Source organism: Olleya sp. UBA1516 (assembly GCF_002323495.1).
Taxonomy (GTDB): Bacteria; Bacteroidota; Bacteroidia; order Flavobacteriales; family Flavobacteriaceae; genus Olleya.
Genome location: NZ_DCQO01000006.1, coordinates 174,645 through 189,650 on the forward strand (window position 1 = coordinate 174,645; position 15,006 = coordinate 189,650).

11 protein-coding genes are annotated in these 15,006 nt (G+C 31.7%); 6 read left to right on the top strand and 5 right to left on the bottom strand.

Features of this window, described 5'->3' with window-relative positions:
• Positions 1-50: 50 nt before the first annotated feature.
• The 5 genes from secA to B2989_RS03190 form a co-directional block, all read right to left on the bottom strand.
• Positions 51-3,407, bottom strand: coding sequence for a preprotein translocase subunit SecA (secA, locus tag B2989_RS03170; protein WP_292943996.1), 3,357 nt, complete (start codon positions 3,405-3,407; stop codon positions 51-53).
• A 174-nt stretch (positions 3,408-3,581) separates the two neighbouring features.
• Entirely contained in the window at positions 3,582-3,803 is a 222-nt protein-coding gene (locus B2989_RS03175; protein WP_006989959.1) for a DUF2795 domain-containing protein, read from the bottom strand.
• 163 nt (positions 3,804-3,966) lie between these two features.
• Positions 3,967-4,539: a cob(I)yrinic acid a,c-diamide adenosyltransferase gene (locus tag B2989_RS03180; RefSeq protein ID WP_292944040.1), complete on the bottom strand. Its 573-nt coding sequence runs from the start codon at positions 4,537-4,539 to the stop codon at positions 3,967-3,969.
• A gap of 68 nt (positions 4,540-4,607) precedes the next feature.
• Positions 4,608-5,387, bottom strand: coding sequence for an O-methyltransferase (locus B2989_RS03185; RefSeq protein ID WP_292944043.1), 780 nt, complete (start codon positions 5,385-5,387; stop codon positions 4,608-4,610).
• A 328-nt stretch (positions 5,388-5,715) separates the two neighbouring features.
• Entirely contained in the window at positions 5,716-7,584 is a 1,869-nt protein-coding gene (locus B2989_RS03190) for an ABC-F family ATP-binding cassette domain-containing protein (RefSeq protein ID WP_292944045.1), read from the bottom strand.
• 219 nt (positions 7,585-7,803) lie between these two features.
• Between B2989_RS03190 and B2989_RS03195 the strand changes: the two genes are divergently transcribed.
• Genes B2989_RS03195 through B2989_RS03220 form a run of 6 tightly spaced genes read left to right on the top strand, consistent with a single transcriptional unit; the run spans position 7,804 to position 15,006 of the window.
• Complete coding sequence (locus B2989_RS03195) at positions 7,804-8,604, top strand: polysaccharide biosynthesis/export family protein (protein WP_292944047.1); 801 nt, start codon at positions 7,804-7,806, stop codon at positions 8,602-8,604.
• A gap of 9 nt (positions 8,605-8,613) precedes the next feature.
• Entirely contained in the window at positions 8,614-11,070 is a 2,457-nt protein-coding gene (locus B2989_RS03200) for an exopolysaccharide transport family protein (RefSeq protein WP_292944049.1), read from the top strand.
• Between the two features lie 17 nt (positions 11,071-11,087).
• The gene (locus B2989_RS03205; RefSeq protein ID WP_292944051.1) at positions 11,088-11,966 is read left to right on the top strand and encodes an ABC transporter permease; all 879 of its coding nucleotides are present in this window, start codon (positions 11,088-11,090) and stop codon (positions 11,964-11,966) included.
• 1 nt (position 11,967) lies between these two features.
• Positions 11,968-13,233, top strand: coding sequence for a polysaccharide ABC transporter ATP-binding protein (locus B2989_RS03210; RefSeq protein WP_292944053.1), 1,266 nt, complete (start codon positions 11,968-11,970; stop codon positions 13,231-13,233).
• Positions 13,218-13,892: a hypothetical protein gene (locus B2989_RS03215; protein ID WP_292944055.1), complete on the top strand. Its 675-nt coding sequence runs from the start codon at positions 13,218-13,220 to the stop codon at positions 13,890-13,892. Before B2989_RS03210 ends, B2989_RS03215 begins: the two co-directional genes overlap by 16 nt.
• Complete coding sequence (locus B2989_RS03220; RefSeq protein WP_292944057.1) at positions 13,882-15,006, top strand: glycosyltransferase; 1,125 nt, start codon at positions 13,882-13,884, stop codon at positions 15,004-15,006. Before B2989_RS03215 ends, B2989_RS03220 begins: the two co-directional genes overlap by 11 nt.

Genomic DNA, 15,006 nt, shown 5'->3' on the forward strand with positions numbered 1-15,006 from the left:
AATCCTAAAGCATAAACTTTAGGATTTTTTTAATTTAATGTTTGTTTAGTTTAATCATTAACAATAACCCATTCGCCTTTTGCGATTAATGGTTCAGCTTGTTTAAACTTGACCGTTTTATTTTCTCCCGACATAACATGCTTTATAGTTACTTTGTCATTACGACCAATCTTAGGTTGATCTCTAACAATAGTCTCTACAACTTGTTGTTGCGGTTGTGTATTTCCTGCAGCTCTGTTTTGTGCAGAACGTTCATCTAAATTAGGGATTTCTTCTTTTTGAGTTTGAAGATTTTCTTTTTTACGTACTTCTCTAGCTTCGCTAATGGCATTAGTAGTTTCAGTAGGTAATTCTCCTTTAAATAAGAAAGAAATCACTTCTTTATTAACTTGGTCAATCATGCTTTTAAATAATTCAAAAGCTTCAAATTTATAAATTAATAAAGGGTCTTTTTGCTCATGCACTGCTAATTGTACAGACTGTTTAAGCTCGTCCATTTTACGTAAATGTGTTTTCCAAGCATCATCAATAATGGCTAACGATATGTTTTTCTCAAAGTCTGTTACTAACTGTTTTCCTTTAGTTTGGTAAGCTTTTTCTAAGTCGGTTACAACTTGCAAGTTTTTAACACCATCTGTAAAAGGTACTACGATACGTTTGTATTTATCACGTTGGTTTTCGTACACATTTTCAATAATTGGAAAGGCAATATCTGCATTGCGTTCCATTTTTTCTTTATAATGTGTAAAACCAGCTTTATAAATGGTTTGCGCTATATCTAAAGCTGACATTTTATTAAATTCGGCCTCAGTAATTGGAGATGACATTGAGAAGAATCTGATTAATTCAAATTCAAAATTCTTAAAGTCATTCGCAGCTTTGTTAGATTCTGCAATACCTTCAGAGGTATCATAAATCATATTTGCTAAATCTACACGTAGACGCTCTCCAAACAAGGCATTGTAACGACGTTTATAAACGACCTCACGTTGCGAATTCATTACATCATCATACTCTAGTAAACGCTTACGTACTCCAAATTGGTTTTCTTCTACTTTTTTCTGTGCACGCTCAATAGACTTAGAAATCATAGAATGTTGAATCACTTCACCTTCTTGTAATCCCATTCTATCCATCATCTTAGCGATACGCTCTGATCCAAAAAGACGCATTAAGTTGTCTTCTAGCGATACGTAAAATTGTGAACTTCCTGGATCTCCTTGACGTCCAGCACGACCACGCAACTGTCTGTCTACACGACGTGAATCATGACGTTCTGTACCTACAATTGCAAGTCCACCAGCTGCTTTTACTTCGTCAGATAATTTAATATCTGTACCACGACCAGCCATGTTTGTTGCAATAGTTACTTGTCCAGATTTACCAGCTTGATCAACTATTTCAGCTTCTTTTTTATGTTGTTTTGCATTTAATACGTTGTGAGGTATTTTTCTAATGCTTAGCATTTTTCCTAGCAACTCACTTATCTCTACAGATGTTGTACCAATTAAAACAGGACGTCCTGCTTCAGATAGTTTTGTAACATCATCAATAACTGCATTGTATTTTTCACGTTTAGTTTTGTAGACTAAATCTTGTCTGTCATCTCTAGCAATTGGTCTGTTTGTTGGAATTTCGACAACATCTAATTTGTATATCTCCCAGAATTCACCAGCTTCAGTAACAGCAGTACCTGTCATACCTGACAGTTTTTTGTACATTCTGAAGTAATTTTGAAGGGTTACTGTTGCAAAAGTTTGCGTAGCATCTTCAATTTTTACGTTTTCTTTAGCTTCAATAGCTTGGTGTAGTCCATCGCTATAACGACGACCATCCATAATACGACCAGTTTGCTCATCCACAATCATTACTTTATTGTCCATGACCACGTATTGTGTGTCTTTTTCAAATAAAGCATACGCTTTTAATAATTGATTAAGCGTGTGGATACGTTCTGATTTGATTCCGAAGTCACGGAATAAATCTTCTTTCGCTTCAGCTTCTTCTTCAGTAGATAACCCTTTTGCTTCGATTTTAGCCATTTCAATACCAATTTCTGGCATGACAAAAAAGTCAGGATTGTCTTTTCCAGAAAGGTACTCAACCCCTTTATCTGTTAATTCAATTTGATTATTTTTTTCTTCTATTACATAGTACAATTCTGCGTCAACCTTTGGCATCTCGCGATTGTTATCTTGGATGTAATAGTTTTCAGTTTTTTGAAGAATTTGTTTTACACCTTCTTCACTTAAAAACTTTATTAATGCTTTGTTTTTAGGAATACCTCTGTAAACTCTTAATAATTTTAATCCACCTTCTTTTGTATCTCCTTCTGCTATTAATTTTTTAGCTTCAACTAAAACCTGAGTTAAATATTTACGTTGGATATTAACGATGTCATCAACTTTAGGTTTAAGCTCTGTAAACTCATGCTCATCACCTTTAGGGATTGGTCCAGAAATAATTAATGGTGTACGTGCATCATCAATTAATACAGAATCCACCTCATCGACAATTGCATAGTGGTGTGGACGTTGTACTAAGTCTCCAGTAGCATGTGCCATGTTATCACGTAGATAATCAAAACCAAACTCGTTATTGGTACCATAAGTAATGTCTGCGTTGTATGCTTTGCGTCTTGCATCACTATTAGGTTGGTGATAATCAATACAGTCAATACTTAACCCATGAAAGTTAAATATTGGAGCCATCCAAGCACTATCACGCTTAGCTAAGTAGTCATTTACTGTTACTAAGTGTACACCTTTACCAGCTAAGGCATTTAAATATACAGGCAATGTTGCCACTAAAGTTTTACCTTCTCCTGTTTGCATTTCTGCAATTTTACCTTGGTGCATTGCAATACCACCAATTAATTGGACGTCATAATGTACCATGTCCCAAGTAATGGCTTTACCAGCAGCATCCCATGAGTTTGCCCAAGTGGCTTTGTCACCATCTAAAGTAACAAAGTCTTTATCTCCAGAAAGGCTTCTGTCAAACTCGTTAGCAGTAACGGTTATAGTTGTATTGTCTTTAAAACGTCTAGCAGTTTCTTTAACAACAGCAAAGGCTTCTGGTAATATTTTGTTTAACGTATCCTCTGTAGCAGTATAAGATTCTTCTTTAATTTTATCAATTTCTTGATAAATATCTTCACGTTTGTCTATGTCTTCTGTTGCTTCAGCCTCAGCTTGTAGTGCTTCAATTTTAGAGTAAAACGGTTGACGCGCTTCTGCTATTATGGCTTTAAACTCGTCAGTTTTAGCTCTTAATTGGTCGTGAGACAAGGCTATCATAGCCTTTTCAAAGGTTTTAATTTTGTCTACTATTGGTGTGATGGCTTTAACGTCTTGTTTAGACTTGTCACCAACAAATACTTTTAGTACGGAATTTAAAAAACTCATAGTTTTTGTGTTTTATTAGAGATGCTATTCTTTGCATTACAAAGAATAACAGTACTTTATGTTTTGTGCGCTTTTAAAAAGGGCTTAAATATACGTTTTTAGCTGCGTTTAGCTATATTAAAAAGCACAAAAAAAGTCTCTAATTGAGACTTTTTTGATACTATTTGTGTGTTATTAATACTCGTCCTCATTCCAGAGGTAATCTTCGTCAGTTGGATAATCTGGCCAAATTTCTTCTATAGAATCGTATGAATCACCTTCATCTTCTATTGATTGTAAATTTTCTACAACTTCTAAAGGTGCGCCTGTTCTAATAGCGTAGTCAATAAGCTCATCTTTAGTTGCTGGCCAAGGTGCATCACTTAAATAAGATGCTAATTCTAATGTCCAATACATTTCTTATGCGGTTTTAATTTTTGCAAAAATAAATTTTTAGTTTAAATAGTCAAGAAAAAAGTGAATTATTTTTTCATTAAAAAAAAGAACGTCTTCTAAACTGAAACTACTTGATACTAAAGTATTTTGCAGTGTTACTAATCACAGCGCTTTATAACGTGGATTACTTTTTTTCAGGTATCCACTTTACTTCGTCTGCTTGTAAGTCATGAGACAACTTTCGTGCCAATACAAAAAGATAGTCAGAAAGACGGTTTAAATACGTTAACGCATTGGCTTCAAAAGGCTCTAAATCGTTAAGTGCTGATGCTAAGCGCTCTGCACGTCTGCAAACGGTTCTGGCTATGTGACAGAATGACACAGTTTGATGACCGCCAGGAAGCACAAAATGTGTCATTGGTGGTAAGTCCTGGTTCATAATATCCATTTCTTGTTCTAACAAGATAATATCTTCATCAGAAATTTTATTAATGTTTAAGCGTTCTTTTCCGTTTTTAAGAATCGCTTTTTCAGGATCTGTAGCCAATATTGCACCTACAGTAAATAACTTATTCTGTATGTCAATTAAAATGTCTTTATATAGTTGATTAATCTCTTGGTCTCTAATTAAACCTATGTAAGAGTTTAGCTCGTCAACAGTACCATAGCTATCAATCCTAATATGATGTTTCGGGACACGCGTGCCTCCAAATAAAGCAGTAGTACCTTTGTCTCCTGTTTTTGTATATATTTTCATAATTGTAAAGTTAAGGAAAAGTTTAAAAGTAGAAAGTTAAAAACTAAGCGACGCGACTAATAATTAATTTAAAGTCTAATGGTAAAATGCTCTTTAGCTTGTTCTTTTCTAAAAAACACAAAACCAAATTTATAGGTATCAATAGTTACGGTTACTTGAGGGTGGTTTTTTATAATTTCCCAAGCGTCAGTCATTTCTTTTGACCAGTAAATGTCATCTAAAATAAGTACTGTGTCGTTGTGCGTTTTAGGTAGTAGTATTTCAAAATACTGCAATGTAGCCTGCTTGGTATGATTGCCATCACAATAAATTAAGTCTAAGGTTTGCGAATTTAAATTAGCAATAACCTGAGCAAAATCACCTGTTTTTATTGAAATGTTTTTTAAGTCGAAATTTTTAAATTGGGTTTCGGCTACAGCCGAAATATTAGGACAGCCTTCAACGGTTGTAATTATTGCTTTTGGATTTCCCAAAGCTAAAGCTTGAGTCGCAATACCTAGGGAAGTACCAAGCTCTAAAACAGTATTACTTTTAAAATAATTGGTTAATCGAAATAGTAGTTTGGCTTCTTTATAATTTGATCCAGCCACTTTAGCCATTTTAGAAATGGATCTTTTATTGTTTTGAAACACTTGACTGCCAGAGCCTAAGTCAGTGACGTTAATGCTGACTGTGTTGTTTATAAGCTTTTTTCTGTAGGATTTAATATCTAGGTAAGCATCGTGCTTTTTTTTGTCGTAAAAACACTTGGTAACTAAATCATAAACAAAAGGGGAGTGCACACCATGTTGATTAGTGGAGCGTTTTAAAAAATTAAAGTAGGATTGTATTTGGTAAGTCTTACTCATCTGATAGCTATTTGCTATTATTTTTCTTTTTTAAAGATCAAATGTTTATTCTTGAAAGGCTTTTTAGATCGTGACAAATTCTTTCTGTTCACTTTGCCTTGAAACAAACCCTTCGATTACGCTTAGGGTAAACCAATCCGAAAAATCATATTGAAATGAGGGAATTACTAAAGTAGCATTCACTCTAGGAATTACGTGCTTAAAGTTGCGCTTTGAAGCTTCATTCATTATTTCTGTATTTCAATGTTCAATTCTGTGAATTGATTTTGGCAGTAGGCCTTTATGCTTTATTTTGTTTTAGTACTAATTGTTCTTTTTCTGTCTAATTTTATCCTTCCATTTTTTCTGATAATTCTAACCAACGCATTTCTTTTTCTTCAATGCTATCTATGATTTTTTGAATTTTAGCAGACAATTCTGTGATTTGATCTTGAGATAAATCTGGATTTAAAAATTTTTGTTCAATCTCTTTTTTATCAAATTCTAGAGATTTTATTTTACTTTCTAAGTTTTTGTATTCTTTCTGTTCGTTGTAAGATAGAGCTGCTTTGCTGCTATCTTTTTTCCAATTTTTCTTTTCTTTTTTATCTTCTGCGTCAGTGTCGCTTTCAGGCGCTTTACTGTCTTCGTATATACGATAATCTGTGTAGTTTCCTGGAAAGTTTTCTACTTCACCTTCGCCTTTAAAAACTAATAGGTGATCCACAATTTTGTCCATAAAATAGCGATCGTGAGATACGACTATCAAACAGCCAGGAAAATCTAATAAAAAGTCTTCTAACACGTTTAAGGTTACAATATCTAAGTCGTTAGTAGGCTCATCAAGGATTAAAAAGTTGGGATTTTGTATTAAAATGGTACAAAGGTATAGGCGTTTACGCTCGCCTCCACTTAGTTTTTCGACAAAATCATATTGTTTTTTTCTATCAAATAAAAAGCGTTCTAATAATTGTTGTGCACTAATTTGTCTTCCTTTTTTTAACGGAATGTAATCTCCAAAGTCTCTAACTACATCAATTACTTTTTGGTCTGGTTTAGGTGTAATACCTGCTTGGGTATAATATCCAAATTTAACGGTTTCACCAATTAATATTTTTCCGCTATCAGGAGCAGTAGTTTGGGTTAACATATTTAGGAATGTTGATTTTCCTGTTCCGTTTTTACCAATAATACCAACACGTTCTCCACGTTGAAAGTTGTAATCAAAATTGTCTAAAATGACTTTGTCCTTAAAGGATTTAGATAGCTTAACTAATTCAACAATTTTGCTTCCTAAGCGCTCCATATTTAGTTCTAACTCGACAACATGATCTTTTCTGCGTTGGGATGCTTTGTGCTTAATTTCGGTAAAGTCATCAATTCTAGATTTAGATTTGGTAGTACGTGCTTTTGGTTGACGACGCATCCAAACTAATTCTTTTTTAAAAAGTTGTTTTGCTTTACCAGTTTCTACTTGTTCTCTAGCTATACGTTCTTCTTTTTTTTCAAGGTAGTAGGAGTAGTTTCCTTTGTAGCTATATAATTCGCCATGATCAAGCTCTATAATTTCGTTACACACACGCTCTAGAAAAAAGCGGTCGTGAGTAACCATAAATAAAGTGATGTTTTCTTTGGCAAAAAAAGCTTCTAACCATTCAATCATTTCTAAATCCAAATGGTTGGTTGGCTCATCTAAAATTAATAAGTCTGGTTTATTAATTAGAGCATTAGCCAAGCTAAGACGTTTTTTTTGACCTCCAGACAGTACGCTAACTTTTTGATCTAAATTGTCTAATTTTAATTTAAAAAGTATTTGTTTGTATTGTGTTTCAAAATCCCAAGCATTGTGTCTGTCCATTTGCTCAAACGCTTTTTGGTAAACATCTTCATCTTCAGGATTAAGTAATGCTTTTTCGTAGTTTTTAATAATATCTAAAACAGGATTGTCTGCATTAAATATGGTTTGTTCAATGGTTAATTCTGGGTCTAGAATTGGTTCTTGAGGTAAAAAAGCAACCTTAATATCTTTTCTGTAAATAATATTACCAGTATCAGGAACATCAAAACCAGCAAGCATTTTTAAAATGGAGGTTTTTCCTGTTCCGTTTTTAGCTACAAAAGCAATCTTTTGGTCTTTATGGACGCTAAAAGATAAGCCTTCAAATAATGTTAATTCGCCATAAGATTTGGCAATGTTTTCTACAGTTAAATAATTCAATGCGTGTAATTTTTAGCAAAGATGGTTATTATAAGTGAAATGTAGAATATTTAAAAGTGAAAAGTTGTTTGGTTAATAATCTAGTAACCAAAAAAAGGTTTTAAAAACAATAATAGTTAAGGTTGGTGCTTAATTTTTGAATTTAAAATCAAAAACCCTGTTAGTTGTTTTGTTTTAAAGTGCTAAAGGTTATATTTGTGAATTAACAAACCTGTAAAAATGAAGCAAATTGTAATGTATCTTGTCCTAGTGCTTGGACTTGTAAGTACCTCATGTATTACTCAAAAAGATGTTGTTTACTTGCAAGATAAAGGTACGGTTATAAACGACTCGTTGCAATTACAGGCTTTAGCATCTCCTTATCGTGTTCAGGTTAATGATATTTTAAGTATTAGTATTAAATCTACAGATAGCGAACTTAAAAAGTTGGTGGAAATTTTTCAGCCAACAGAGCTAAGTGCAGGGACAACAGGTAATGGTAATTTATATTTTAGTGGTTTTACGGTTGATTTACATGGTAATATTGAATTTCCTATTCTTGATAAAGTTAATGTTTTAGGATTTACTACTGAAGAAATTGAAGACAAGGTTAAAGAAGCACTTTTAGATAAATATTTAAAAGATGTCTCTAAAATTTTTATAACTGTTAAGCTAGCTGGTTTACGTTACACTGTAACAGGAGAAGTAGGTGGAGGAGGCGTATTGACCTTATTTCAGGATCGTGTTAATATCATTGAAGCTTTAGCTAATGCAGGAGATATTACAGATACTGGAGATCGTAAAGATGTCCTTGTTATTAGGCAATATCCAAATGGACAGAAAATACATCATATAGATTTAACAGATGTGGCAGCTTTAAAATCGCCATATTATTATATTCAGCCTAATGATATGATATTAGTTAAACCGCTTAAAAGAAAAGCTTTGGGAGCAGGACAGACAGCTACACAAACATTTACTACAATAGCTAGTATATTTTCAGTTTTGGTGTCTACTTACTTTTTAGCCAAAAACCTTTAAAAGATAAACATGAACGACGAATTTGATGTTTTAGACTCAAGTCCAGCATTCGATATAAAAGCATTTTTATTTAAAGCGCTTAGTTATTGGAAGTTGTTTGTTATATGTGTTGGTATTGGTGTTTTTATAGTCTACCAACAAAACATCAGAAAACAACAATCTTTTCGACTATCAACTAAGATATCCATAGAAGATGATAAAAATCCATTGTTTACTACAAACACTAATTTAACCTTTAATTATGGAGGTGTTTCAGGTAAAGTTCAAACGGTTATAAACACATTACAATCTAGAAGTTTGCATGAGCAGGTTGTGGATAATTTACAGTTTTACATAACTTATTTAAAACAATCTAGGTTTAGAAAAGACGATATTTATAAAGCTGCACCATTTAGATTTATTCCAGATTCATCTGGTTATCAGTTATTAAATACACCTGTTAAGGTTTCCTTTATTAATAGTCATGAGATTGAGTTAGAATTTGATTTTAAATCAGAATCGGTTAGTGCTCAAAAATATTCTGACCTTCAATTAAACGTGGTTGATGTGCCAATAGGGTTGATTACTAAGCGTGTAATTTTAGGTGAATATATTGATTTACCCTATTTAAAAGGTTTTTTTAAATTAGATAAAGATAGGCAACCTAAGTTAGGGGAAACTTATTTTTTAAAAATGGAGGCTTTTGATGCTGTAGTTGCGAAGTACAGAGATGGGCTTGCCATAACTAATCCAAGAAACTCTGCTATAATTAACCTTAGTATGGTTGATAATAACACTAAAAAAATTGAGGATTATCTAAATGAAACCGTTCGAGTAGTATCTAAAGAGCAATTAGACAGAAAAAACTTATTTGTAACAAATACGATTAATTTTATTGATAGCCAATTAAGTCGTGTAAAAGATTCTTTAACAGGAAATGCTGATGCATTAAACAATTATAGATCTAAAAACGGAATTTATGACTTAGATCAAGAAAGTGAGTTATTATCTTCAAAATTATCCGATTTAGAGTTGCAACGTGATGACGTTAACCGTAAAAAGGCATATTATACCAGCTTAAAAAAATATCTTCTAACTAGTAATAATTTTACAAATTTACCTGCTCCTTCTGTCGCAGGTATTGATGATGGTAATATATTGGCTAACATTAGTAAAATAAACACACTATCTATTCAAAAAGCCAAATTTGAATCAACAGTGAAACCAGGAGCCTCTATTTTTGATGATTTAAATAGTCAAATTGAAAGTATCAAGTTGGTATTGTTGGAAAATATTAGCTCTGCATCTATTGGTATTGAGAGAGAGTTAGGTAGTATAAATGGTAAAATAGGCTCAGCAAGAGGTCAATTTAATAAGCTTCCTAAGGACCAACAGAATTTATTGGACATTGAAAGACAATATTTATTAAACGAGAAAACCTATAATTTATTTTTGTCTAAGCGTGGTGAAGCTGATATAATTAAAGCAGCAACAGTATCAGATATTTTATGGATTGATCCCGCAAAAAATACAGGAGCACAACCTATAGATCTAAAGTTAAGTTCTAGATACATGTTTGCTTTGTTTGGTGGTATCCTGCCTCCATTGTTATTAGCTTTTTTAGTCGTGTTTTTGGATACCAAAATACACAATCCACAAACTTTAGAGAATATAAGTACTATACCTATGCTAGGTGTGGTTGGTAAAAATGTTTTAGACAATAATCTTGCTGTTCACCGTAAGCCAAAGTCTGCTGTAGCAGAAGCTTTTAGGGCTATTCGATCTAGTTTGCAATACATGTATAAGCAGCACGACATTGATAGTACTAAAACTGTCATGGTTACTTCCTCTGTTAGTGGAGAAGGAAAAACCTTTTGTTCTATCAATATTGCTACAGTATTTGCGCTAAGCGGTAAAAAAACCGTATTAGTAGGATTAGATTTGCGTAAACCTAAAATATTTGGGGATTTTGATATTCAAAATGATATTGGAGCAGTAAACTACCTTATTGGACAAAAAACATTGGATGAGGTGATTCAAAACACTAAAGTTAACAACCTAGATGTTATAACTTCTGGTCCTATTCCTCCAAACCCATCAGAATTATTGATTAGCGAAAAAATGGATGAGTTAATGGCTAATCTTAAAACGCAATATGACTATATTATCCTAGATACACCTCCAATTGGATTAGTAGCAGATGCTTTAGAGCTGTTAGAGTATGCAGACGCATCTTTATACGTTGTTAGACAAGACTACTCTAAAAAAGAGATGCTAACATTAATCAACGATAAATATAGAAAAGGAGAAATTAAAAATATTAGTTTTTTATATAATGGTTATGACCAAAAAGGTAAATACGGTTATGGCTACGGTTATGGATATGGCTACGGTTATGGGAACTATACTAATGGTTACCATGAGGAGGAAAAGAAGAATACATCCTTTACTAAAAAAATTCTAGCATTTTTAAATCCATTTAAATAAGCAATAAAATAATAAATTTGGAGAGTAAACATATTAAATCAGATTGGCTATACACCATCTCACCCAAAAAAAAGCTTATAGATCTTAATTTTAAAGAGATTTGGAGGTATCGTGATTTGCTTTTTTTATTTGTAAAACGAGATATAATCACGCAATACAAGCAAACTATATTAGGGCCATTATGGTATTTTATACAACCCTTGTTTACCTCAGTAATTTTTACACTTATATTTAATAACCTTGCAGCTATACCTACTGGTAATGGGATCCCTTCCTTTTTATTTAATTTAGCAGGAATAACCTCTTGGAACTATTTTAGTTCTTGTTTAACTGGTACGAGTGATACCTTTAAAGTGAATCAAGGTATTTTTGGTAAGGTGTATTTTCCTAGAGTTATTACACCATTGTCCATTGTGTTTTCTAATCTTATAAAGTTTGGAATTCAGTTATTGGTATTTGCTTGTTTTTATTTTTATTTCGTGCTTTTTACAGATTCTGCTTACAATGCATTTCCTCAGTTAGCTATAGTTCTACTACCCATTTTAATTGCTTTTATGGGTTTACTTGGTTTAGGTTTTGGAATGATTATTTCATCGATGACCACTAAATATCGCGATTTGAGCTTTTTAGTAGGTTTTGGTGTACAATTACTTATGTATGGATCTGCAGTTATGTATCCTTTATCTTATTTTAAAGAAAAGGTGCCAGAGTATTCTTGGCTAGTTGAATATAACCCGATGACCACAATAATTGAATTGTTTAGATATATGACTTTGGGTATTGGAGATTTTTCAATATCACAATTTTTATATGCAGGAACAATAAGTGTTATCTTGTTTTTAATAGGATTAGTTATATTTAATAAAACCGAAAAGTCTTTTATAGATACTGTGTAATATGAAAGAAAAAGACATTATCTTAAAGGCAGAACACATTTCTAAGCAATACCGTTTAGGACTAGTTGGTACAGGTACAATAAGTCATGATTTAAATAGGTGGTGGAGCAAACTTAGAGGGAAAGAAGATCCTTATTTAAAAGTAGGTGAGAGTAATGATCGTAGTACTAAAGGACAGTCAGAATACGTATGGGCTTTACAGGATATTAATTTTGAAGTTGAACGTGGTGAGGTTTTAGGAATTATAGGAAAAAATGGCGCAGGTAAATCTACTTTGCTTAAAATTTTATCTAAAGTCACAGGACCAACTACAGGCGAGATTAAAACTAAAGGACGTATAGCGTCTTTATTAGAAGTTGGAACAGGTTTTCATGGCGAAATGACTGGACGTGAAAACGTGTATTTAAATGGTGCCATTTTAGGAATGAGTAAAAAAGAAATTTCGTCTAAAATTGACGAAATTATCGAGTTTTCGGGTTGTCAGCGTTATATAGATACTCCAGTTAAACGTTACAGTTCTGGTATGACTGTACGATTAGCCTTTGCTGTCGCAGCATTTTTAGAACCAGAGATTTTAGTGATTGATGAAGTCTTAGCGGTTGGTGATTCAGAATTTCAGAAAAAAGCAATTGGTAAAATGCAGGATATTAGTCGTGGAGAAGGTAGAACAGTATTATTTGTTAGTCATGATATGAATGCAATCTCTACGCTTACATCAAGATGTGTTTTATTGGTAAATGGAAAAGTGAAAATGACGGACGCAACCCAGAAAGTAGTGTCTGCATATTTAAATGAATATAAGGAAAATCAGGATTTAGAAGAATTTGTTTTTTTTGATAAATATAAACTAGTAAAGTTTAACCTTTTTAAAAACAAAAACAAAATTGATGCTATAGGCTTTAATGAGCCATTTGAAATAGTCATAGAGCTAGAGCAATTAGGAGAAGCCATAGATTTAGAAATTGAAGTTTTTATTATGAATGGAAAAGGAAAAGTAATAACAACTTTTTCCACTTACTTATCCGGTTTTAAAGTGACCAAAGAGGATAAAATAAATTTGCTTTGTGATGTAGTCGGTTTAAATTTAAGTTTAGGTACTTATTATTTAGATTTAAATGTTATTAACATGACTAATAATGAGGTGAAGCGTTTAGAAAATCTTCAAAAAATAGAAATTATTTCCTCAAAAGGGTACAGTCTAAAACAAAAACTTAAAGAACAGTTTCATGGTAATATAATAATGTCGCATCAATGGTCTCAAGATTAAAATATAAATTTCAAGAGTTGCTTTCAAGATATAAATGGTTTAATAAATTTAAATTTGCTAGTATTTATAAAAATGACGGTTTTAATCATACTAAACAAAGTCCATCTAAATCAGGACCTGGTTCAGATTTAATACAAACCGAAGAAATTCGAAAAAAATTACCACAAATTTTAAGCGATTACAATATAAAAAGTCTTTTAGATTTGCCATGTGGTGATTTTTATTGGATGAAAAATATTGACTTGAGTAAAATCAATTATATTGGAGGAGATATAGTTCCTTTAATTATTAAGAATAATAACTCTAAGTACAAATCAAATAATATTTCTTTTAAAGAAATCGATATCGTTTTTGATACTCTAGAAAATGTAGATCTGATTATTGTAAGAGATTTATTTGTGCATTTAAAATTTAGTCAAATACTTAAAGCAATTGAAAACATTAAATCAACTAAATCAAAATACTTGCTTGTAACCTCATTTGTCGATTTAAAAGATAATAAAGATATTAAAATTTCAAGCCAATGGAGACCATTAAACATGGAGAAAGCTCCTTTTAATTTTCCAAAACCGCTAACTATAATTAATGAAAATTGTAAAGAGGCGAATGGAAAATTTAAAGATAAATCGTTACTTCTGTTCAAATTAAATGAAGTTTAAAAAAAAAATAGCTATTCTCGGACCGATTAACTCTAGAGGAGGTAGAGAAATTGAGGCTGCTTTTATTGCAGATGCCTTGATGGCAAAATATGAGGTTTCGATATTTTCTACTGAAACGGTTGAGAAAAATAATGATTTATATATAGTCAACCCAAGTCTTGTTATTTATACAAAATACAAGTCATTTGTGGATAAAATAAAAGCTTATCTAGGAATTAAATTAAATTATGCAAATCTTCAATTTAGAAGACTTGATCGCAAAAAAAATAAATCATTAAAAAAAGTAATTCAGCAATCGGATTTAATAGTAATTATAGCTCAATTAACATCTAACTACACCAAAGAAATTATTTTAGCAGCCAAAGAAAATAATAAGAAAGTTGTTTTCAGAACAACAGGAACTATTCCTAAAATTAATTTAAAAGACACTTATTTTTCTTACTTAAAACATGTTAGTTTATTTTTGAATCACTCAAAAGAAAACTCCAAAATATTTAGCAATAAAAGTAATCTTAATTACAAAGTAATTGACCAATGTGTCTTTAAAGAAGAAGCTATTATAAATTTTCAAAAAACTAAAACTAATCCTATTAGAAAGTTTTATTGTGCTTCTAGGTTGGATAAAAATAAAGATATAATAACCGTAATAGAAGCCTTTAATAATTTAAAAGCATACAAAAACTTAGAATTACATATCGTTGGGGATGGACCAGAGTTAGAGTATTTAAAATCGAAAGCTAAAAATTTGAATATTAAATTTTATGGTCATTTAGACTATGATTTTATGATTAAAACCATTTCTCAATTTGATTGCCTAATTATAGCTTCCATTGAAGAAGCTGGACCTTATAATGCTTTGGAAGCAGCATTGCTAGGTATTCCAATCATATCAACTAAAGTTGGTGCAATGAAAGAGCGTTTTGTCAATAATAACCGTATGTGGTTTAATGTAAAAGATAGTCAAATGCTATCTGAAAGGATAATAGAATATTCAAGTTATAGTAATCAAGAGATAAAACAAATTCAAAATCATTATATTGAAATTTATAATGCAAATCATTCTAAGAAAACTATAGCTAAAGCTTATTTAGACACACTAAGTTTGTATTTATAA